The 17,322-nt window shown below is 63.0% G+C and carries 23 protein-coding genes and 1 tRNA gene; 4 read left to right on the top strand and 20 right to left on the bottom strand.

Going from position 1 to position 17,322, the window contains the following annotated elements:
• Window positions 1–16: 16 nt before the first annotated feature.
• The 7 genes from ACX17K_RS04075 to ACX17K_RS04045 all read right to left on the bottom strand — a co-directional run bounded on the left by ACX17K_RS04075 (window position 17) and on the right by ACX17K_RS04045 (window position 4,284).
• Complete coding sequence (locus ACX17K_RS04075) at window positions 17–334, bottom strand: RebB family R body protein (RefSeq protein ID WP_493773804.1); 318 nt, start codon at window positions 332–334, stop codon at window positions 17–19.
• 35 nt (window positions 335–369) lie between these two features.
• The gene (locus ACX17K_RS04070; protein ID WP_493773803.1) at window positions 370–687 is read right to left on the bottom strand and encodes a RebB family R body protein; all 318 of its coding nucleotides are present in this window, start codon (window positions 685–687) and stop codon (window positions 370–372) included.
• Window positions 688–758: 71 nt separating this feature from the next.
• On the bottom strand, window positions 759–1,373 hold the full coding sequence (locus tag ACX17K_RS04065; protein WP_493773802.1) for a hypothetical protein: 615 nt from the start codon (window positions 1,371–1,373) through the stop codon (window positions 759–761).
• Between the two features lie 217 nt (window positions 1,374–1,590).
• Window positions 1,591–2,031, bottom strand: a complete 441-nt coding sequence (locus ACX17K_RS04060; protein ID WP_493773801.1) for a lysozyme — start codon at window positions 2,029–2,031, stop codon at window positions 1,591–1,593.
• Between the two features lie 185 nt (window positions 2,032–2,216).
• Complete coding sequence (locus ACX17K_RS04055; RefSeq protein ID WP_493773800.1) at window positions 2,217–2,744, bottom strand: hypothetical protein; 528 nt, start codon at window positions 2,742–2,744, stop codon at window positions 2,217–2,219.
• A 14-nt stretch (window positions 2,745–2,758) separates the two neighbouring features.
• Window positions 2,759–3,847 (bottom strand): extracellular catalytic domain type 2 short-chain-length polyhydroxyalkanoate depolymerase, encoded by a 1,089-nt coding sequence (locus ACX17K_RS04050; protein WP_493773799.1) that lies wholly within the window; start codon window positions 3,845–3,847, stop codon window positions 2,759–2,761.
• 29 nt (window positions 3,848–3,876) lie between these two features.
• Window positions 3,877–4,284, bottom strand: coding sequence for a hypothetical protein (locus ACX17K_RS04045; RefSeq protein ID WP_493773798.1), 408 nt, complete (start codon window positions 4,282–4,284; stop codon window positions 3,877–3,879).
• 281 nt (window positions 4,285–4,565) lie between these two features.
• On the opposite strand from ACX17K_RS04045, the gene ACX17K_RS04040 reads away from it, so the two are divergent.
• Window positions 4,566–5,084: an REP-associated tyrosine transposase gene (locus ACX17K_RS04040; RefSeq protein ID WP_493773797.1), complete on the top strand. Its 519-nt coding sequence runs from the start codon at window positions 4,566–4,568 to the stop codon at window positions 5,082–5,084.
• Between the two features lie 429 nt (window positions 5,085–5,513).
• On the opposite strand, the gene ACX17K_RS04035 is transcribed toward ACX17K_RS04040, so the two are convergent.
• The 9 genes from ACX17K_RS04035 to ACX17K_RS03995 form a co-directional block, all read right to left on the bottom strand.
• Window positions 5,514–6,101 carry a hypothetical protein gene (locus tag ACX17K_RS04035; RefSeq protein ID WP_493773796.1) on the bottom strand — a complete coding sequence of 196 codons (588 nt, stop codon included), beginning with the start codon at window positions 6,099–6,101 and terminating at the stop codon, window positions 5,514–5,516.
• Window positions 6,102–6,326: 225 nt separating this feature from the next.
• Window positions 6,327–7,037, bottom strand: coding sequence for a hypothetical protein (locus ACX17K_RS04030; RefSeq protein ID WP_493773795.1), 711 nt, complete (start codon window positions 7,035–7,037; stop codon window positions 6,327–6,329).
• A 26-nt stretch (window positions 7,038–7,063) separates the two neighbouring features.
• Window positions 7,064–7,300 carry a RebB family R body protein gene (locus ACX17K_RS04025; RefSeq protein WP_166439451.1) on the bottom strand — a complete coding sequence of 79 codons (237 nt, stop codon included), beginning with the start codon at window positions 7,298–7,300 and terminating at the stop codon, window positions 7,064–7,066.
• 96 nt (window positions 7,301–7,396) lie between these two features.
• Complete coding sequence (locus ACX17K_RS04020) at window positions 7,397–8,200, bottom strand: bestrophin-like domain (protein WP_493773794.1); 804 nt, start codon at window positions 8,198–8,200, stop codon at window positions 7,397–7,399.
• A gap of 82 nt (window positions 8,201–8,282) precedes the next feature.
• Entirely contained in the window at window positions 8,283–8,933 is a 651-nt protein-coding gene (locus ACX17K_RS04015; RefSeq protein WP_493773793.1) for a DUF2589 domain-containing protein, read from the bottom strand.
• A gap of 27 nt (window positions 8,934–8,960) precedes the next feature.
• Window positions 8,961–9,458, bottom strand: a complete 498-nt coding sequence (locus tag ACX17K_RS04010; RefSeq protein WP_493773792.1) for a DUF2589 domain-containing protein — start codon at window positions 9,456–9,458, stop codon at window positions 8,961–8,963.
• Complete coding sequence (locus ACX17K_RS04005; RefSeq protein ID WP_493773791.1) at window positions 9,455–9,850, bottom strand: hypothetical protein; 396 nt, start codon at window positions 9,848–9,850, stop codon at window positions 9,455–9,457. The genes ACX17K_RS04010 and ACX17K_RS04005 overlap by 4 nt, the downstream gene beginning before the upstream one ends.
• Window positions 9,847–10,476: an RNA polymerase sigma factor gene (locus tag ACX17K_RS04000; RefSeq protein WP_493773790.1), complete on the bottom strand. Its 630-nt coding sequence runs from the start codon at window positions 10,474–10,476 to the stop codon at window positions 9,847–9,849. Before ACX17K_RS04000 ends, ACX17K_RS04005 begins: the two co-directional genes overlap by 4 nt.
• Before the next feature lie 115 nt (window positions 10,477–10,591).
• Complete coding sequence (locus tag ACX17K_RS03995; RefSeq protein WP_493773789.1) at window positions 10,592–11,311, bottom strand: Crp/Fnr family transcriptional regulator; 720 nt, start codon at window positions 11,309–11,311, stop codon at window positions 10,592–10,594.
• 439 nt (window positions 11,312–11,750) lie between these two features.
• Between ACX17K_RS03995 and ACX17K_RS03990 the strand changes: the two genes are divergently transcribed.
• Window positions 11,751–11,836 (top strand) — tRNA-Tyr (locus tag ACX17K_RS03990).
• Window positions 11,837–11,894: 58 nt separating this feature from the next.
• Here the strand turns inward: ACX17K_RS03990 and fghA are convergent.
• Both fghA and ACX17K_RS03980 read right to left on the bottom strand, forming a co-directional pair.
• Entirely contained in the window at window positions 11,895–12,725 is an 831-nt protein-coding gene (fghA, locus tag ACX17K_RS03985) for an S-formylglutathione hydrolase (protein ID WP_493773998.1), read from the bottom strand.
• Between the two features lie 5 nt (window positions 12,726–12,730).
• Window positions 12,731–13,870 (bottom strand): S-(hydroxymethyl)glutathione dehydrogenase/class III alcohol dehydrogenase, encoded by a 1,140-nt coding sequence (locus ACX17K_RS03980; protein ID WP_493773788.1) that lies wholly within the window; start codon window positions 13,868–13,870, stop codon window positions 12,731–12,733.
• Between the two features lie 111 nt (window positions 13,871–13,981).
• Here ACX17K_RS03980 and ACX17K_RS03975 point away from each other — a divergent pair, with 111 nt between their 5' ends.
• Both ACX17K_RS03975 and ACX17K_RS03970 read left to right on the top strand, forming a co-directional pair.
• On the top strand, window positions 13,982–14,884 hold the full coding sequence (locus ACX17K_RS03975; RefSeq protein ID WP_231162348.1) for a LysR substrate-binding domain-containing protein: 903 nt from the start codon (window positions 13,982–13,984) through the stop codon (window positions 14,882–14,884).
• A gap of 28 nt (window positions 14,885–14,912) precedes the next feature.
• Window positions 14,913–15,926, top strand: coding sequence for a nucleoid-associated protein (locus tag ACX17K_RS03970; RefSeq protein ID WP_231150014.1), 1,014 nt, complete (start codon window positions 14,913–14,915; stop codon window positions 15,924–15,926).
• A 73-nt stretch (window positions 15,927–15,999) separates the two neighbouring features.
• Here ACX17K_RS03970 and ACX17K_RS03965 read toward each other — a convergent pair whose 3' ends face one another.
• Both ACX17K_RS03965 and ACX17K_RS03960 read right to left on the bottom strand, forming a co-directional pair.
• The gene (locus tag ACX17K_RS03965) at window positions 16,000–16,461 is read right to left on the bottom strand and encodes a hypothetical protein (RefSeq protein ID WP_493773787.1); all 462 of its coding nucleotides are present in this window, start codon (window positions 16,459–16,461) and stop codon (window positions 16,000–16,002) included.
• On the bottom strand, window positions 16,458–17,219 hold the full coding sequence (locus ACX17K_RS03960; protein ID WP_493773786.1) for a hypothetical protein: 762 nt from the start codon (window positions 17,217–17,219) through the stop codon (window positions 16,458–16,460). The genes ACX17K_RS03965 and ACX17K_RS03960 overlap by 4 nt, the downstream gene beginning before the upstream one ends.
• Between the last annotated feature and the right edge of the window lie 103 nt (window positions 17,220–17,322).

Below are 17,322 nucleotides of genomic sequence, written 5' to 3'. Positions count from 1 at the left end.
TTAGCGGTGGAAGGGATCAGCGCTGATAGCTTTGCAGCACGGTCAGCAGACTGGTCAGGTTGTCGGCCACGCCGCCCTGGGCCATCTTTTCGGTGCCCGCCGCGTCGGCCATGGTGTCCACGCTGTAGATCTGCATCACCCCCATATTGCTGGACGCCTGGGTCAGCGTGTTTTGCTGTTGCTGCGCCGAGATGGCGTTTTCGAACAGGATGCCGGTGGAGTGGGCCATGGTCTGGTAGATGGAGCCCAGCGCCATGGCGGGCGCTTCGGCCAGCACCTTGACGTTGGCCTGGGTGACGGCGTCGGTGATTTGCGGATTGACGGTGTTTGCCATTTAACGGGATTCCTTTCGGTGGATGGATTCGGAGCTTAGCGGCGGAACGATTGCAGCACGGTCAGCAGGCTGGTCAGATTGTCGGCGACGCCGGCTTGGGACATCTTCTCGGTGCCGGCGGCATCGGCCATGGTGTCCATGCTGTAGATCTGCATCACGCCCATATTGGAGGCGGCTTGCGCCAGCGTGTTTTGCTGTTGCTGCGCCGAGATGGCGTTTTCGAACAGGATGCCGGTGGAGTGGGCCATGGTTTGATACAGGGAGCCCAGCGCCATGGCGGGCGCTTCGCCCAGCACTTTGACGTTGGATTGGGTGACGGCATCGGTGATTTGTTCGCTTACGACGGTAGCCATGTGTTTGACTCCTTTGGATTGGGAATGAAAGGCACATGAATCGGGGCGCTGCTGCGGTTTGCCCCTGATTGTCAGTGCTGCTCTGTGGACGGCGGGTCTTGCGGCTTGTGAACGTTCTGCGCGTCGGCTTGAGCGGCGCCGGCTGTGGATGGCGCATCGGGCGCGGCCGCTTCCGCGGCTTCTTTCGCTTCCAGCCGCGCCACCAGCGCCTGTAGCTGCTGGTTCAGCGGACCAAAGTACTGGTTGAAGCAGTTCTCCACTTCCTTGCGCGCCAAGTTGGACAGATGGTCGGCGATCTGAGCCATCGCCAGTTGGCTGCCGGGCTTCAAACCATTGCCCATCGGCTGCATCGCGGCGGGTCGCAGCTCGGACAGGGTTTTGCTGCCTTCCAGCAACTTGAGAATGGCCTGTTCCTCCGCCTCCTGCACTTGCAAAGCCTTGGACGAGCTGGTCTGGATCGTTTGCAGAATGTCTTTCACGCTGGCGCCCGCTTTGGCCTGGCTCTGGCTGATGGCTTGCTGCGCTTGCTGTTTGGCCTGCTGGGTGGCGCCCAGCGGGGCGGGCGGCTGGCTCTGGATGTTTTGCTGCAGGGTCAGCAGCTGCTCTTCTTCTGAGGGTTCGAGCGATCGTTCCAGATATTGCTCGGCGATTTGGCGCAGATTGGGATTAAGCGTGCCGTCAGCCATGGCAGCCTCCGGCGGTCAATGAAATGGCGAGACGGCGCGCCGCGGCGCGCGCGGACAGGATGGATCGCTGCCTGCCGCAGGGATGGGCGGGCTTGGCGAGTCGCGGGTTCGTATGGTTTGGCATGGCGTTTCTCCGGGGGATGAATGCGAAAACAGCCTGCGCGGCTTGGCCGGCAGGCTGTTTGCTGGAACGCCCGGGAGGGCTCAGCGTGAAGAGTCAGGCGACGACCGGCAGCTGGAATAAGGTTTGTTCGGCCAGCCGGCGGCGGCTCAGGCCAGGCAGAACGTTTCCTCCCGCCTTGTTCCAGAGCGGGAACTGGCCGGCCGCGCCGGCGTAGTCGCCCTTGTTCAGCAGCCGCAGCAGAGTCGAGCTTTGCAGATTGCCCAGGCCCAGGTTGTAGCTGAAGCTGACCAGCGCGGAGAACTGGTTGGCGTTCAGCGGCACGGTCACCGCCTTGCCGACGCCGGTCTCGAACTTTGTCAGATCGGCGGCCAGGAGCTGCTCCGCCTGTTGCTGCGAGATCCGGATGCCGGCTTTCACTTCCGGGCCGGTATGGCCGTAGCCTATGGTCCAGACGCCGACGGCGTCCTGGTAGGCCTGCAGGCGAACGCCTTCAAATTGCTTGATCAGATTGATGCCGGCGGTATTGGTTTTCATGGTCATGTCCTTTGCGCGGGGAAGCGCCGCCAGGCGGCGGGCGGATACCTACTGGTACGGGGAGGGAGGGGCGTCGTGAACGCGGATGGGCCCGCGGGCAGGCTTGAGTGTGGCGCGGAAGGATGGGACGGAGCAGTTGAAGCCGGTCACCGCGAGCGGTGACCGTTGGGCGTGATGGGGAGGCGTCAGGCGGCGGGGGTGTCGGTCTTGGGCGTCAGGAATTGCTGCAGGCAGTCCATCAGCGCGGGAGAGAAGCCGGTCAGCAGCTGCTGCAGGTCTTCCTGGTGAACGCCCATGCTTTGTTTTGCGCTTTGATGCACGGCGTTGAAGGCCAGCAAGTCGTCGGCGCCGCCGCGCGAGTCCAGCAGATTGCGCAACAGCTCAAAGCCCTGTTCCCGCCACAGCGTGATCAGCTTCAACTGCCAGTTCAGCACTTGGTGGCCGAACTGCTGGCTGATGTCCTGGCATTGCTGGCAATAGTCGAGCCAGCCGTCGGCGTCGATGTGCTGCCTCCAGGCCTGGCGCCACTGGCTGCTTTCGCCCTGCTGCCATTCGTCCAGCCGCTGGCGTTGCTCCAGCCCGGTTTGCAATTTGGCTTTCCAGTCGCCATGGGCGGGGAGTCCGGCGAAAAAGAATTGGCGAAACATCGGATGCCAGGCTTGCCAGCCGGTTTCGCCGTTTTGCAGCCAGGCATTGAGCGGATGCGCGTCCATATCGGGTTTTCCTTTCATTGGCGTGGGCTGTCCAGACGTTCCACCATCGCGCGGATGGCGGACATCTGCGGCGCCGTTTTGGCGTAGAAATCGGGCTGGGCCGGATCTTTGCTGCTATAGCCCCAGAAGTCCCAGCAGCCTTGCGGGTTGCGTTTCGGGTCGGTGCGGATTTGCGGGTACAACACGATGATGCGGTTGCGATCGGCCATTTCGTTGAAGCCGGTGCTGGTGTAGTAGCGGTTGCCGATGCGGCTGTCTTCCTGCGTGCAGCCGTGGAACACCACGTGCACGCGGCAGCTCTGCTTGCGGCAGTCGGCCGGAACGTAGACGTGGCCGATGTTGGACAGGCCTGTATAGCGGCCCTTGGAGAACTCGGCCTGGTCGAAGTCCAGCAGCTCGCCGGCCAGTTTGCTTGTCGGCGGTTTCAGATCGCTGCCGTACAGCTGGCGCAGAATGTCCTGCGATTGCATGAAGCCGCAGTTGTTGAGGTTGGTCTTGGTGCTGCCGGCGGCGGGAGACACATTGACCGGGCAGGCCTCGTCGCCGGGGTTGGACGTGAGCAGCGCATGGCCGGCGTTGACGTTGTCCACATAGCGTATCTGCGCGTCCGGCACGCCGGCGCTCTGGTAGAAGGCGCGGGTTTGCGCCACCACTTTGGGATAGACCACGCTGTCGGACGCGCCGGTGAAGATGTACAGCCGCTGGCGCTTGATATTGTCCACCGGGTCGATCGCGCCCTGCTTGGCGAATTGCTGGGCTTCTTTCCAGGCGGCCGCGCCGGACGGCGCCGCGCCCTGCGGCCGCATGCACTGGTTGCTGGCGGTCATCATGAAGCGGTTGGCGCCGCCCAGCTTGTTCAGGCCGGCGCAATAGAACGGGCCGCCGGCGACGATGCCGGCGCCGGCCACGCTGGCGGAATAGGTAACGCTGTACTGGGCGGCCATGAAGGCACCGGAGGACAGTCCGGACACCGTGTTTTGCGCCGGATCGGCGCCCAAGGCCGGCAAAGGCGGCGCGCTGGCGGCCAGCGCCTGTCCCGCGGCCAGGGCTGCCAGCAGCGGCGCGGCGCGCAATAGCAGGGAAAATGGGTGATGAGGATGCATGGTGTGGTTCTCCTGAGTGGTGGCGAAGCTTACTTTTCCAACTTCTGCAACTCGTTGATACCTGACCAGCCTATGAAGATCAGCCCTAGTTCGGTGGAACCGAATGAGTATGGCAGACCCGCCAGGACTCCCATGGCTAGCCCTTTGGCCAGGGCCGCGCCTGGCTCGTCCTTGTCCACCCAGCGCTGGGTCAGCGCGGCGCTGAGGGTGGTGAACAGCAGCAGCAGCAGCCCGGCCAGCAGGAAGAAGCGAATCCTGTCCGGCAACGGCATCGTCTTGGCCATGTCCAGCAGCATCACGTCCCACAACTTGTCCGACGCCAGCGCCACGATGGCGGACAAGAGGTGGACCGGGCTTTTGCCCAACTCCGGGATATTGCCGCGCAGGATGCCCGGTTGCGGGGTGGCGGAGCGGGTGTCCTGATCGGCGGTTTCCATGGCATGGCGTCTCGGTTGATGAAGAGCGCGGCGCAAGCGGCGGCCTGGCCGCGCCGTGGGTGTTGATGGGACGGCGATTAGGCTTTGTCGTGAATGGTGTCGGACCCGTAGCGCGGGTTGGCCGCAGGCCATACCCGCGGACAAGGTGCATAAGTTGTGGCGGCGAAGGATCGCGGGTATGGCCAGCTGGGCCAAGCCGCGCTGCGCCGAGGCTGGTCTATCGGCCCGGCGCGCCGGCGCATATGGCGTGCGAGAGTGGACTCTTTTGCCGAGATCAATATATGGCCCGCTTTCGTCGAGAACGCCTGCCCGGAGGGTGCTATTTCTTCACCGTGGTGGCTGAGCGCCGGCAGCGCATCCTGCTGGAGCCCGATGTACGCGCCGCCTTGCGCGAGGCCATCCAGGCGGTGCGGCGAGAGCGGCCATTCGCCATCGATGGTTGGGTGTTATTGCCGGACCATTTGCACGCGATTTGGACCTTGCCGGACGGCGACGCCGATTACGCGATGCGGTGGCGCGAGATCAAGCGGCGTGTCACCCGCGCGGTAGGGCAACGGTATTTTCGGGTCGAATGGCATAGCGCCCGCCGCGCCGCCAAGGGATGCGGCACCTTGTGGCAGCACCGCTATTGGGAACACCGCATCCGCGACGAGGCCGATTTCGCCGCGCATTTGGATTACGTGCATTTCAACCCGGTCAAACATGGTTTGGTCGCCAACGTGGCGGCATGGCCGTATTCCACCTTCCATCGTTACGTCCAGGCCGGACGATATCCCGCCGATTGGGGCGGTAAACCGTAGCGCGGGTTGGCCAAAGGCCATACCCGCGGGATGCGACGGAGAAGTGGTGGGTAACCGGCGTCGTGGAAAGGGAGCAAAGGCGATGAAGGGCGGTGATCGTGTGGATCGCGGGTATGGCCCGTTGAGCCAACCCGTGCTACCTGGCTCCCGGCATTCTGGTGCGGCGGTAGTTCGGCATACAGCCCCCGGGACAAGGAAAGCGCCATTTTCAACCGCCACTCCGTACCCACCAACCGGCCAATGGAACAGGTAGGGTGCGATACCCGGCAACCGCCGTATCAACCGAGACCACCCACCCGGCGGGCATCGCACCGATGGCCGTATGGCGTTGGCGCGGTGCGATGCCCGGTGGGTAAGGTCGGAGGTAGGAAAGATCGAAGCCGGGTGTCGCACCCTACGATTGCACCGTAAGGCCGTGAATAATTACGTTCATTCTAATCTAGATTTGAAGCCATAGGTGGTTCCACCGGTTCCAGTTCTATTTGGTCCTTCATTTCCAAGTCCAGCTACGTTTCCTCTTGTTATGGGGCCATCAAAGTGTACAGATAGGCATGATGCCCAAATGATATAGTCCCCCGCATTTAATGTTCTTCCTTGGAAGTAAGTATTTAAACTGCATGCTTGGTTGTCGGGGATTTCCAACTCCTCAATTTGGTTGTTTCCATGTAGTTTGTAAATCTTAGACCTTGAAAGTTTTGAATCGCCTGTCAGTATGAGGTTTGGTATTGTTCGGGGGCCTGGGAGTATTAATGGGCCTTCAATATATCCGACTTCAGGAGTATCATCGCGTGATAATCCTTTGCTAGTTCTTCCTTCAACTCTGATTTGAATTTCGGCAAGGAATTGCTCTGGGCTTGTGATTAGCCTATTTTTGTGATTCCAAATGTAGTCGGGTATTTCTTCTGCTATCGCAGCTGCAGGTTTTGCAAAAGTGACTAAGTTGACACCTAAGGGGATTTCGAATTTTTCAGTTCTGCTGTCTATGGAGCCATGAGCATCGAAAACGTAGATGGCCATTTTATTTCCCTTTTGAGTTGAGATAGTTGATGGGGTGTTTGCATGGTGTTAGTGGTAAACAACACTCCTTGGGTTAATTTAACTCTGATGGAGAGATGAATTTTATTGTGTGATTTGTGTGTAAGTTTGATATGTTTGTCATGTTTTTTTGAATTGAGCTTTTTTGATGCTATTTGTTGGTGGTCGTTATTCTGTTTTTACGGAATTTTCAGTTTTAGTTAAGTATTACTTTTTATCTAGCAAGGATTGGTATTTAATCAAACTCTGATCAATCTTATCTAGCGCAAAATGCGCCGCCTCCCCCTCCATCGCGCCGGCCGCCGCCGCCACCGCCGCGGCGGTGCCGACCAATAGATCGGTGATCAATATCCCCAGCGCGTCCTCGATGCCGCCCTTGACGTCCTCGGCGGCGAATTTCTCGGTCATGTTTTTCAGCAGCACGCTCTTGCTGGCCAGGGCGAGTTTGCTGGCGCCGTCGAAGTAGTTGGCGCCGGCCTGGGCCACCAAGCCGCTGGCCTGGGTGATCATCATGTTGGGTGCGACGGCGATCTGATTGCCGGCGTAGGCGGCGGTTTCGCTGTTGGTGAGCTGCACCGCCTGCACGATCTTGCTGTTCAATGCGTCGGTGCCGCCGCCGCCGCCGGCGGGCGCGGTGCTGAGTTTTTCGGTGAAGCCGCGCAGCGGGCTGGAGGAAGGGGGCGGGGAGGCGGGCTGGGGCGGCGGTTCGGGCGCGGAGGCGGATGGCGGTGCCTTGGGGCTCGCCGCGTCGGCGGGAGATGCCGCTGCCGCCTTGTCTCCATCTGGCGCGGCTTGCGCGTCGCTTGCGCCGGCGGTGGGGGGCGCGGCATCCGCTGCGGCTTGCGGGCTGTCCGCTGGCGACGCCGGCGTTTTGTCGCCGCCGCCAAACTTGTTCTTGATCAGGTCTGTCAGGCCCATGCTTCCATCCTCCCTGGTTTATCGGGTCAGCTCTTCTCGCCGACGGACAGAATCATCGCCACCGCCTTGGAAATCACCGCGCTGTTGATCTGGTTCAGCGCCTGCTGGCTGTGCACAGAGTTTTGCAGCGCCAGGCCGGCGGAGTGGCTGGCCACCTGGTATAGCGCGGCCATGGCCTGGGCTGGGGCTTCGGCCACGACCTTGACGTTGGTCTGGGTGACGGCGTCGGTGATTTGTCCGTTGACTGAGGCGTTGTCTGCCATGTTTGCTCCTGGATCGCGGGTGAGGTTGATGAGGGCGCGGCATGCGCTTGCCATAGGGACGCGCCGTCAGGAAGCGTGTGAAAAGTTTTTCCGGCGTTACAAATCCAGGCTGCCGGCGCGGATGGCTGCCAGCGCTTTTAGGTAGGGCTCCGGCGACACGCAGATGTCGCCGTAGAACGGGGTGTCGTAGATCAGGATGATGGCCAGCACGATGGAGATGGAGGTGGCCATCGCGCAGCTGAGGAAGAAATGCACGCCTTTGCTGGGCACGTGCATCAGCCAGGCGAAGAACACCAGCAGCACTTCGCCTATCAGGCTGATGCACCAGATCTCCCATGGAATGGTCATCGCCTGGTTGAACAGCCGGGTGTGGCGGCTGGCGTAGAGCTCGTCGAGCGCGCCTTGCGCCAGGGCCAGGTATTGGGCTTCTTTGCGGTTGGCGGGATAGACCGTGGACAGCGCCTGGCTCAGGCGCCCCAGCTGCGGAGACGCCACCGGCACCGTTTCGCCTTGTTGCTGAAGCGGCCATTCGCGCTGGATGACGACGTCGAGATAATCCCGCAGCCCGTCCTGCATCTTGAGGCGGGAGCCGGGCAGACCTTGCGCGCTCAGCCGGTATAGCGAGGCGGCGAGGCCGGCTTCGCGTTCGGCGACTTCAATCGAGGTGTCGAAATGGGCGATGGCGCGCACCAGGAGCGCGGCGATGATCAGGCCATAGAAAATGCCGACTACGGCGATGATGACGCCAACCTCCGCGCTCTGCAGCTGGGTGATGTGCGACGGCGCCAGCTTGCGCATGAAGAAGTGGATGGCGACAGCCAGCGCGCAGCCGGACGCGGCCCAGGCCGCGATCTGCAGCGATGATGGCATGGAAATGAAGTGCAACAGCATGAAGTTCATCCTTGATGTCTCCATGGCTAGGGGCCAGGGAATCGGTGCGGAAGGTCCGGCGGCGGGTGGGCGCAGTTGGACGGCGTCCAGGCTAGGATTTGGCGCCTATGGGCTGCGGGGAGGCTTCCATGTTTCTGGCGAACGCTTGCAGCAATAGCTTGATGCCCTCCGGCATGGTTTGCTGTTCCGCCTTGATCTCCACGTGGTAGTGGGCGTTGTTGTCCTGGCTGCTGCCCTGTTTGTCTGCGCGCGATTGGGAGGATGAATGGGTGACCGAGCCTTTCAGCTCCACGCCGAACGCCCCCCAGCCGGCGCGCCCGTCCCAGCTGGCGTCGGCCTCCTGCTTGCTGGCGCTTTGTTCGTCGCTTGCGCGTTCGAAACTGGACTTCACCTCCATGTCGAAGGCGATGTCCACCGAGCGGATGGCCAGCGCCGGCAGTTGCAGCAGGGTCAGCACCGGCAGGTTCAGCGTCAGCGCCGATTGCGCCGGCGCGCCATTCTCCGGCGGGCGTCCGGCGGAGAGTTCGATGGCGACGGTCAGCGGCCGGTAGCCGGCCAGTTTGCCGTCGCTGCCGATGACGCGGCTGAAGCCGCTTTCCAGCATGGATTGGGTCTGGGTCAACGCCAGGCTGTGCTGGGCCTGGACAGCCGCCTGCAAGGGGCCGCCTATCAGTGCTTTCATCGGCAGGCCGGAAAACTGCTGGGCCATGCTCAGCAGCGCGTCGTCGGATGGGTTGGGCATGGTTTTCTCCTGGCTTTCTTATGAGGTTCAGGTGGGCAACTGGGCGTTCAGCAGCTTTTCGTAGGCGGCCACCACGCGCTGATAGCCGGCTGGCGGCTCCAGCCCCTGGATCACGATCTTGAGCTCGGCGGTCTGTTCGTCCTGGCGGCGCATGGAAACCAGCACGTCGGCCGCGTCGCCGTTTTCCTCGCCATCCGATGGTTCGGCCAGCGCCAGGTTGAGCGTGGTCAGTATCTCGACCCGTTCGATGGCGAAGCTTTTCAGCGGCAGCAGCGTGATCAGCGGCACCTGCACTTCGTGATGCTCCAGCGCGATGGCGCCGTTGCGGCTGACTTCGCGCGGCACGTTCATGCCCACCATGCGGGCGGTCCAGGCGCCTTCCGGGAAACTGAGCGAGGGGTCTTGTTCTTGATCCGGCACGAAGAACTGCTGCAGCTCCTCGATGTGCTGATGGCAGACGCTGCGCTGCGCCTCGATCACGGCTCGCTTCAGCCCGCTGATCAGCCTGCCCAGCGTGGCTGTCATTTCTTCGCTCCCCGGCCCGGGGGAGCGTGGTACGGCGACGTGGTCAGATTGCCGAGCCGGAAGGCGCGACGCGGGGGAGGCGCTGCAGGGCGCGGCATTGTTTTTTCTCGGCCAGACGCCTGCCTCAGCAATAAGGCCATGCCCGCGACGAGCAAGGCGGCCAGGCCGCTATCCGCCGCCGCGGGCAGTAAGGCCGGTTGCAGCGCGGCGACTGGGCGCAATTGCAGCAGATCGCACAGCAGGAAGGCGGCGCCGATGCAGCAGAGGTCGAATAGCGGCAACTTCAAGGCGGCGCGGGAAGGAATCACGATGAGCATTCGCTCCAGCAGCAGCGCCAACAAAGCGCATAGAGCCAGGATGCCGGGGAGCGAGGCGGGGAACGGATTAGTCATGGCGCTGCAATCCTTTGCTTACGGTTAACCGCTGAATGCTTGCTTGAGGAACGGCCGTTCGCCGCCGCCGTGAAACCGGTTTCCAGCTGCTTGCGCAGCGCCTTGCGCAGCAGTTCCACCCGCTTGCGGGCCAGCGTTTCGCTGATGCCCAGCTGCGCTGCGATTTGCGGGTAGGGCAGGTCCTGTTCGAACTTCAGTTGAAACAAGCGCTGTTGCTCCGGTTTCAAGGCGTGGACGATTTCCTCCAGCCGAGCCAGTTGCTGTTGCAAAGTCAGCCACTGCTCCGGGGTGGGCGCGCTGCCCGCGCGCGCATGTATCGAATCGCTGTCCAGGTCGGCATCCGGATCCAGAACGCGGATTTCCCGACGCTGCCGGCGGACGAAATCCAGGAAGGCGTGGTTGAGCGCCAGGAACAGGAAGCCGGCGAGGTTCTGCACTTTGCCCGGCGAATGCTGAAGGTAGAGATGGACCTTGAGGGCGGTATCCGACAACAGCTCGTCGGCGCGGTGGACATCGCCTTTGCACAAATGACGCGCCCGGCGCTGCAGTTTGGAGTAGACCTCGCGCCACACCGGCTCCAGGCAGCGGCCGAGGTCGGAAGGAGAAACCGTATTGTGGTTCAGCATTTCGCCATCCATTCATGTCATGACAATCGGGATTGCAGGATGGCGAAGGCGCGGAAATTGATCTGTTACCTTTGTGACATCTGAATATATTTTCTATTAAAAATACTTATTTGGACTAATTTGAGTGTTGGGCGATCTGGCGCAGCCGGGCCGGATCGCACACTTTCAGCGCATGGCGGGTGAGCTGGATCAGCCCTGCGCGCTGCCATTGCTTCAATTGCGCGTTCAGCCGGGGGCGGCTGGCGTTGAGCATGGCCGCCAGAATGGTTTGATTGATGGTCAATGGAAGAGTGGGGCCATCGGGGCCAGGATGGCCGTGCTGGTCGATTTCAGTCAGCAGGTGGCGGGCCAGCCTGGCTTCCAGCCGATACAGACAGACGGTTTCGACGAAGCTGCTGATGCGTTGCAGCCGCCTGCACAGTTGTTGCTGGATGCGGGACATCAGCAGCGGATCGTTCTGCAGATCGCGGAAATGCTGCCGGTGAAGCGCAAGCAGCAGGCAGTCTCGGCTGAGTTGGGCGGTACAGTTGCGCAGGCCGGGATGCAGCAGCGCGCTCTCCCCCACCAGTTCCCCGGGACATGAGTAGTCGATGATGACCTCATGTCCATCCGGCTCCTGCAGGGTGTGGTAGACGCTGCCTTGCAGCACCAGTCCGATGAAGTCTTCCGGGTCGCCGCGCAGAAAAAGCAGCTTGCGCTGCTTGCCCTTGATGGGCGCGGCGTGAAGTTCGATATGCCGCAGCAGGCCGGGGGACAGATTGTCCAATAGAGGGAAGTCGGCAAGCCGGGTGGATGGCCGTTGCCGGCCGTTCGAAACATCGATATGGCTGTGCATCTTTTTTCCGCGATGGGCCTAAGGGCGCGAGTCGGCGAGCATGACGGCGACAACTTCGCGGCGATAAAGCCCTTGGTGAATGTTGACGGCATTTTTTTGGCGGTGGCTAATGGGAAAACGGAGGGCAAGGGGGAATGTGAATGGATGACGTGATCATTTTCAGGCGACTCGCCTGATGGGGGCGCGACATGCAAAGGACTGGGCTATGGGAAAATTTGGATTCCGCCATGGCATGCTTGCCGGGGAGGGCGGATGTCTTGCTGGTTTTGCCTAGAAGCTGCTGCGCGCTTTATCCATTCCGCCGGGCATTCCTGGCAATGGGCGGGGCGCTGCGCGGTTGGTTCACGGCAGAAGTCGCCGGGGCTGGGAGATTGTCGCGCTTGCCATTTTCCGCGGATGGTTGACAGTTATATTGCGAGCCGATAAGATGCGCGGCTCTGGAGGGGTTACCCCAGCGGTCAACGGGTCCGGACTGTAAATCCGGCGGCTAAGCCTTCGAAGGTTCGAATCCTTCTCCCTCCACCAGACTCAAACAAAAAAGCCAGGCTCTCGAGCCTGGCTTTTTTGCGTTCCGGATCCGGCCTCAGGCCAGCAGGTGGCGGGCGTGGAAACGCAGGTGCTCGTCGATGAAGCTGGCGACGAAATAGTAGCTGTGGTCGTAGCCGGCGTGGCGGTGCAGCTCCAGCCGCGCGTCGCCGCGGCGCGCCGCCTGTTGCAGCGCGTCTGGGCGCAGCTGCTCGGCCAGGAAGGCGTCGGCCAGGCCGATGTCCACCCTGAGCGGCAGCGGGCAGCCGCGCTCGGCCAGCAGCAGGCTGGCGTCCCACTCGGCCCAGGCGGCCTCGTCGTTACCCAGGTAGGCGGCGAAGGCCTTGCGGCCCCACGGCGCCTGGGTGGGCTGGCAGATCGGGCTGAACGCCGATGCCGACACGTAGTCCTGCGGACGGCGGATCGCGCAGACCAGCGCGCCGTGGCCGCCCATCGAATGGCCGGCGATCGCGCAGCGGCCGTTCAGCGGGAAATGGCGGCGCAGCAGCGCCGGCAGCTCCTGGCTGACGTAGTCGTACATCCGATAGTGGCCGCGCCACGGCTCGCGCTCGGCGTTGACGTAGAAGCCGGCGCCCTGGCCCAGATCGTAGGCCGGATCGTCGGCCACGCCTTCGCCGCGCGGGCTGGTGTCCGGCATCACCAGCGCGATGCCGAGCTCGGCCGCCAGGCGCTGAGCGCCGGCCTTGTGGCTGAAGTTCTCGTCGGTGCAGGTGAGGCCGGACAGCCACAGCAGCCACGGCAGCTTGCCGTGCTCGGCCGCCGGCGGCAGGAACACGCTGAAGCGCATCCGGCAGGACAGCGTTTCCGAGTCATGCTGCCATTGCTGCTGGCGGCCGCCGAAGGCCAGGTTGTCGGCTATCTTCTCCAGCCCGCTCATGCCGGCACCGGCGCGTAATGGATGACGGAGCGTATGCTCTTGCCCTCGTGCATCAGGTCGAAGGCCTCGTTGACGCGCTCCAGCGGCATGGTGTGGGTGATGAAATCGTCCAGGCGGAATTCGCCCTTCAGATAGCGTTCCACGTATTCCGGCAGCTCGGTGCGGCCGCGCACGCCGCCGAAGGCGGAGCCGCGCCATACCCGGCCGGTCACCAGCTGGAACGGGCGGGTGGAGATTTCCTGGCCGGCGCCGGCCACGCCGATGATCACCGATTCGCCCCAGCCCTTGTGGCAGCATTCCAGCGCCGCGCGCATCACCTTGACGTTGCCGATGCATTCGAAGGAGAAGTCGACGCCGCCGTCGGTCATTTCCACGATCACGTCCTGGATCGGCTTGTCGAAATGGCTGGGGTTGATGCAGTCGGTGGCGCCCAGCTTCTTCGCCAGCTCGAATTTGCTCTCGTTGATGTCGATGCCGATGATGCGGCCGGCGCCGGCCATGCGCGCGCCGATGATGGCGGACAGGCCGATGCCGCCCAGGCCGAAGATGGCCACGCTGTCGCCGGTTTTAACTTTTGCGGTGTTGACCACGGCGCCCATGCCGGTGGTGACGCCGCAGCCCAGCAGACACACTTCTTCCAGCGGGGCGGCTGGGTTCACCTTGGCCAGCGAGATTTCCGGCAGCACCGTGTATTCGCTGAAGGTGGAGGTGCCCATGTAGTGGTAGATGGGCTTGCCGTCCTTGGAGAAGCGGCTGGTGCCGTCCGGCATCAGGCCCTTGCCCTGGGTGGCGCGGATCTTCTGGCACAGATTGGTTTTGCCGGACAGACAGAACTTGCACTCGCGGCATTCCGGCGTGTACAGCGGAATGACATGGTCGCCCACCGCCACGCTGGTGACGCCGGGGCCGATCGATTCGACGATGCCGCCGCCTTCATGGCCGAGAATGCTGGGGAACACGCCTTCCGGATCCGCGCCGGACAGGGTGAAGGCGTCGGTATGGCAGACGCCGGTGGCCACCATCCTCACCCGCACTTCGCCGGCTTTGGGCGGATGCACTTCAATTTCTTCGATGCTCAACGGCTGGCCGGCGGCCCAGGCCACGGCGGCCTTGCAGCGGATGATGTCCTGGCTCATCAGCGATTCCTTTTCCACGTTGACGGGTTTCTGGGTAATCGACCATTGTATTTTTTTGCCGGTTGTCGATAATCGGCCAGATTGGTAAATGATTTTTTCCATGGAGAAAAAATGGCCAGTTGGGAAGGGATACAGGAATTCGCCGCCGTGGCCGACAGCGGCAGCTTTACCCGGGCGGCCCGGCGGCTGGGCATCTCCATCGCCCAGGTCAGCCGCCAGGTGGGGCAGTTGGAGGAGCGGCTGGGCGCGCGGCTGCTGTACCGCACCACCCGCCAGCTCAGCCTGACCGAGGCCGGCGAGTTGTATTTGACGCACTGCCGCCAGCTGCTGGAATCGTTGGCGGACGCCGAGCAGGCGGTGTCGCAGTTGCAGGCCGAGCCGCAAGGCCAGTTGAAGCTGACCGCGCCGCTGGCCTATGGCCACAGCCATATCGCGCCGCTGGTGCTGGAGTTCATGCAGCGCTATCCGCTGCTGGAGGTGAGCCTGGATCTGTCCAACCAGGTGCAAGACCTGGTGCACGACGGCTACGATCTGGCGATACGGATAGGCCGCCTGACCGACTCCTCGCTGATGGCGCGCAAGCTGGGGCAGCGGCGTCACCACGTCTGCGCGTCGCCGGATTACTTAGCCCGCCACGGCGCGCCGCGGCGGCCGCAGGAGCTGCTGCAGCACCAGTGCCTGCAGATCGGCAACGACGGCTGGCATCTGCAGGTGAATGGCCGCCGGCAGACCTTCCGGGTGCAGGGCCGGATGCGCTGCAGCACCGCCGCGCCGCTGGCCGAGGCCGCGATGCGGGGCATGGGCTTGGCGCAGCTGCCCGATTACTACGTGGCGGCCTACCTGGAGAGCGGCGCGCTGGTGGAGGTGCTGGCCGACTACGCGGAGCCGGAAGAGGGCATCTGGGCGCTGTACCCGCACAACCGCCAGCTCAGCCCCAAGGTGAGGCTGCTGGTGGATTTTCTCGCCGACAGTCTGGCCGGCGGCGCTTGCCAAGCCGGCGGGGCGCGACAATAATCGCGCATTCTTTTGCGGGAGCGCGGCGATGGTGATAGCGGAATCTAGAGTGGAATGCATGGTGGTGCACCGGGTGGGCAACCCGACGCGCGGCGAGCCGCTGCAGCTGTCCGAGCGCACCACGATGGTGGACGAGGCCGTCTCCGGCCTGCTGCTGGACGGCTATCTGAAGGGCATCGTCTCCGATCGCAAGAAGCACCAGTTCGTCCACGAGACCGATCTCAACCTGAACGAGATCTACCATTACACCCGTCAGTTCTTCCGCGGCGAGGTGGATTTTCTCGAAGTGTCGCAGCGCATCGCCAAGCATCTGTACGGCCGTTCGCAGCATCCCAACATCAGCGCCGGCGACCTGCTGGTGATCCAGTTCGCCGGGCTGTCCGACGGCGACCGCGACATGCGCGCGCTGGGCGTGTTCAAGTCCGAGATCCGAGACGACTTCCTCACCATCATCGACGGCGCCGGCGTGTTCGACATCAGCCACGCCTCCGGCATCAATCCGCGTTTGATAGACAAGGGCGCGCTGATCCTGGAGCACGGCCCGACGGTGTACGCGGTGGACCGCCTGAGCCGCGAGGCCAAGTTCTGGCTGGACGATTTCCTGAAGGCGCTGCGGGTGCCGGACAAGGCGTCCAGCAGCAAGATGCTGGCCAGCGTGGTCGAGCAGCTGTCGGGCGAGATTGAAGATCCGATGCAGCAGGCGCGCTTCAAGGACGAGCTGCTGACGCTGGTGGAAAGCCAGCCGGAGGAGGTGCAGGCCAAGGCGCTGACCGCCGCCGCCGAGCGCTTCGTGCCGCGCGAGCAGGTGGAGGTGGCGCTGGGCACCGCGGCGGAATCGTACGGCTTCGAGCTGGACGACGAAGCCAGGCTGCCGGCCAAGGGCGTGGCCAAGCAGCTGGAGAAGACGCTGTCGCGCTACGGCGTCGGCCACGGTATCAGCGTGCTGCTGCCTTCAGGCATCACCTTGAAGAATATCCAGTCGCAGAACGATGGCGAGGGCGGGCTCAGCCTGACCCTGTTCCTGAACAAGCGCGAGCTGTAAGCCGGTTCCGGCGACAACAAAAACGGCGGCGGTCGCGAGACCGTCGCCGTTTTTGTTTGCTCGGCGATGCGCCTCAACGCATGGTGAGCTCGACCGACCACTCCAGCGTGGCCATATTGTAGTAGGTGATCTCGGCATTGCAGAACGCGCCGCCGCTGCCGGTGGCGGTCTTGTTCCACTGCGGCACCTTCGGAATCACGCCATTGTTCAACAGGCCGCCCGGCTTGGGCATATTGACGAAGGTGGTGCCGAACTCGCAGCGGCGCGCGCCGTCGGTATAGCGGACCATCGCGTAATTGACGTCGGGGCTGAGCGGGCTGCTGACCAGATAAGTGTCGCTGGACTGGGCTTTGACCACCTTGATGGGCTTGGGCGCGGCGTTGGCGTAGGTTTCGTTCTCGTTTTTGCCGATGGGCTGGTAGGTCACGTCCTTTTGGCCCAGGTTCTTGAAGGTGATGGTGACGGCCGGGCCGGCCAGCGCGCCGGCGGCGACGGACGACAGCGCGAGCGCGGTCAGAATGTGCTTGAGTGTCATGCTTGTGTGGCTTGCGGGTTGGAAATCGGCGGGGTGTCCAGCTGGCGGACCGGGAACCACAGGGCGTCGTCTTGTTCGGCATTGCCGAGCTTGGGCTCCTGGCGGATGCGGTTCTGCAATTGCTCGGCGTAGTCGGACGGATAGCGCGCCTGTTCGAACAGCGGCAGCCCCTGGTAGTGGCGCAGTACTTCTTCGAAGAAGCCGCGGCGGGTGCCGGTGCTTGCGTATTCGGCGCGGGCGGCCTGCACGGCCTGGCGGCGCCAGGCTTGTTCCTGGTCGGAAGCGGCATAGTCGGCGGCGCGCCGCTCATTGACGGTATAGCGTCCGCTGTCGTCGTTGACGATGGCGGCCAGCTGCTCGCGGCTCAGGCCGGAGAAGGGATTGGCGGCGCTCATGGCGCCTCCCTGGCGGGCCTGCAGGAAGGCCGTGGAGGAGGCGGCCAGTTGCAGCCGTTCCGCATCGCCGCCTTTGGGCGTCTGGCTGTTGTATTCGTCCTGGCGGGCATGATAGGCGGGCCCGCTGATCTCGTTCATCGCTTGCTCGGCCAGACCTTGCCTCTCCGCGGCGCTCATGCCGGCCGCTCTGCTTTCCATCAGTTGCGCGCTGTCGGCCAGCAAGCGAGCCAAGGGGGAGATGCCGACCGTGGCGGCGGCGATGGCGGCCGGCGGAGCGGCGCCATCCGTCTGCGGGCGCGGGGCGTTGGGGGCCTGCGTGGCGGACGACGCGGATTCGGCGCGGACGGTATTGAGCGTGATCATGGCGGGCCTCATGATGGTTTTGAGCATCAATGACCATTTTGTCATAAATTATTAAGCATTTTTAGCTTTTGTGAATATTGCAATCTGGCGAACAGGAGCGCTG

Source organism: Chromobacterium sp. INPA-IVC (assembly GCF_059047085.1).
Note: the sequence above shows the minus strand (reverse complement) of the source record. Positions and strands in the feature narration are given on the sequence as shown.

Bases quoted from the DNA above. Each gene is read 5' to 3' on its own strand.
- ACX17K_RS04075 (WP_493773804.1), bottom strand. From the start codon at position 334: ATGGCAAACACCGTCAATCCGCAAATCACCGACGCCGTCACCCAGGCC.
- ACX17K_RS04070 (WP_493773803.1), bottom strand. From the start codon at position 687: ATGGCTACCGTCGTAAGCGAACAAATCACCGATGCCGTCACCCAATCC.
- ACX17K_RS04065 (WP_493773802.1), bottom strand. From the start codon at position 1,373: ATGGCTGACGGCACGCTTAATCCCAATCTGCGCCAAATCGCCGAGCAA.
- ACX17K_RS04060 (WP_493773801.1), bottom strand. From the start codon at position 2,031: ATGAAAACCAATACCGCCGGCATCAATCTGATCAAGCAATTTGAAGGC.
- ACX17K_RS04055 (WP_493773800.1), bottom strand. From the start codon at position 2,744: ATGGACGCGCATCCGCTCAATGCCTGGCTGCAAAACGGCGAAACCGGC.
- ACX17K_RS04050 (WP_493773799.1), bottom strand. From the start codon at position 3,847: ATGCATCCTCATCACCCATTTTCCCTGCTATTGCGCGCCGCGCCGCTG.
- ACX17K_RS04045 (WP_493773798.1), bottom strand. From the start codon at position 4,284: ATGGAAACCGCCGATCAGGACACCCGCTCCGCCACCCCGCAACCGGGC.
- ACX17K_RS04040 (WP_493773797.1), top strand. From the start codon at position 4,566: ATGGCCCGCTTTCGTCGAGAACGCCTGCCCGGAGGGTGCTATTTCTTC.
- ACX17K_RS04035 (WP_493773796.1), bottom strand. From the start codon at position 6,101: ATGGCCATCTACGTTTTCGATGCTCATGGCTCCATAGACAGCAGAACT.
- ACX17K_RS04030 (WP_493773795.1), bottom strand. From the start codon at position 7,037: ATGGGCCTGACAGACCTGATCAAGAACAAGTTTGGCGGCGGCGACAAA.
- ACX17K_RS04025 (WP_166439451.1), bottom strand. From the start codon at position 7,300: ATGGCAGACAACGCCTCAGTCAACGGACAAATCACCGACGCCGTCACC.
- ACX17K_RS04020 (WP_493773794.1), bottom strand. From the start codon at position 8,200: ATGAACTTCATGCTGTTGCACTTCATTTCCATGCCATCATCGCTGCAG.
- ACX17K_RS04015 (WP_493773793.1), bottom strand. From the start codon at position 8,933: ATGCCCAACCCATCCGACGACGCGCTGCTGAGCATGGCCCAGCAGTTT.
- ACX17K_RS04010 (WP_493773792.1), bottom strand. From the start codon at position 9,458: ATGACAGCCACGCTGGGCAGGCTGATCAGCGGGCTGAAGCGAGCCGTG.
- ACX17K_RS04005 (WP_493773791.1), bottom strand. From the start codon at position 9,850: ATGACTAATCCGTTCCCCGCCTCGCTCCCCGGCATCCTGGCTCTATGC.
- ACX17K_RS04000 (WP_493773790.1), bottom strand. From the start codon at position 10,476: ATGCTGAACCACAATACGGTTTCTCCTTCCGACCTCGGCCGCTGCCTG.
- ACX17K_RS03995 (WP_493773789.1), bottom strand. From the start codon at position 11,311: ATGCACAGCCATATCGATGTTTCGAACGGCCGGCAACGGCCATCCACC.
- ACX17K_RS03980 (WP_493773788.1), bottom strand. From the start codon at position 13,870: ATGAGCCAGGACATCATCCGCTGCAAGGCCGCCGTGGCCTGGGCCGCC.
- ACX17K_RS03975 (WP_231162348.1), top strand. From the start codon at position 13,982: ATGGCCAGTTGGGAAGGGATACAGGAATTCGCCGCCGTGGCCGACAGC.
- ACX17K_RS03970 (WP_231150014.1), top strand. From the start codon at position 14,913: ATGGTGATAGCGGAATCTAGAGTGGAATGCATGGTGGTGCACCGGGTG.
- ACX17K_RS03965 (WP_493773787.1), bottom strand. From the start codon at position 16,461: ATGACACTCAAGCACATTCTGACCGCGCTCGCGCTGTCGTCCGTCGCC.
- ACX17K_RS03960 (WP_493773786.1), bottom strand. From the start codon at position 17,219: ATGATCACGCTCAATACCGTCCGCGCCGAATCCGCGTCGTCCGCCACG.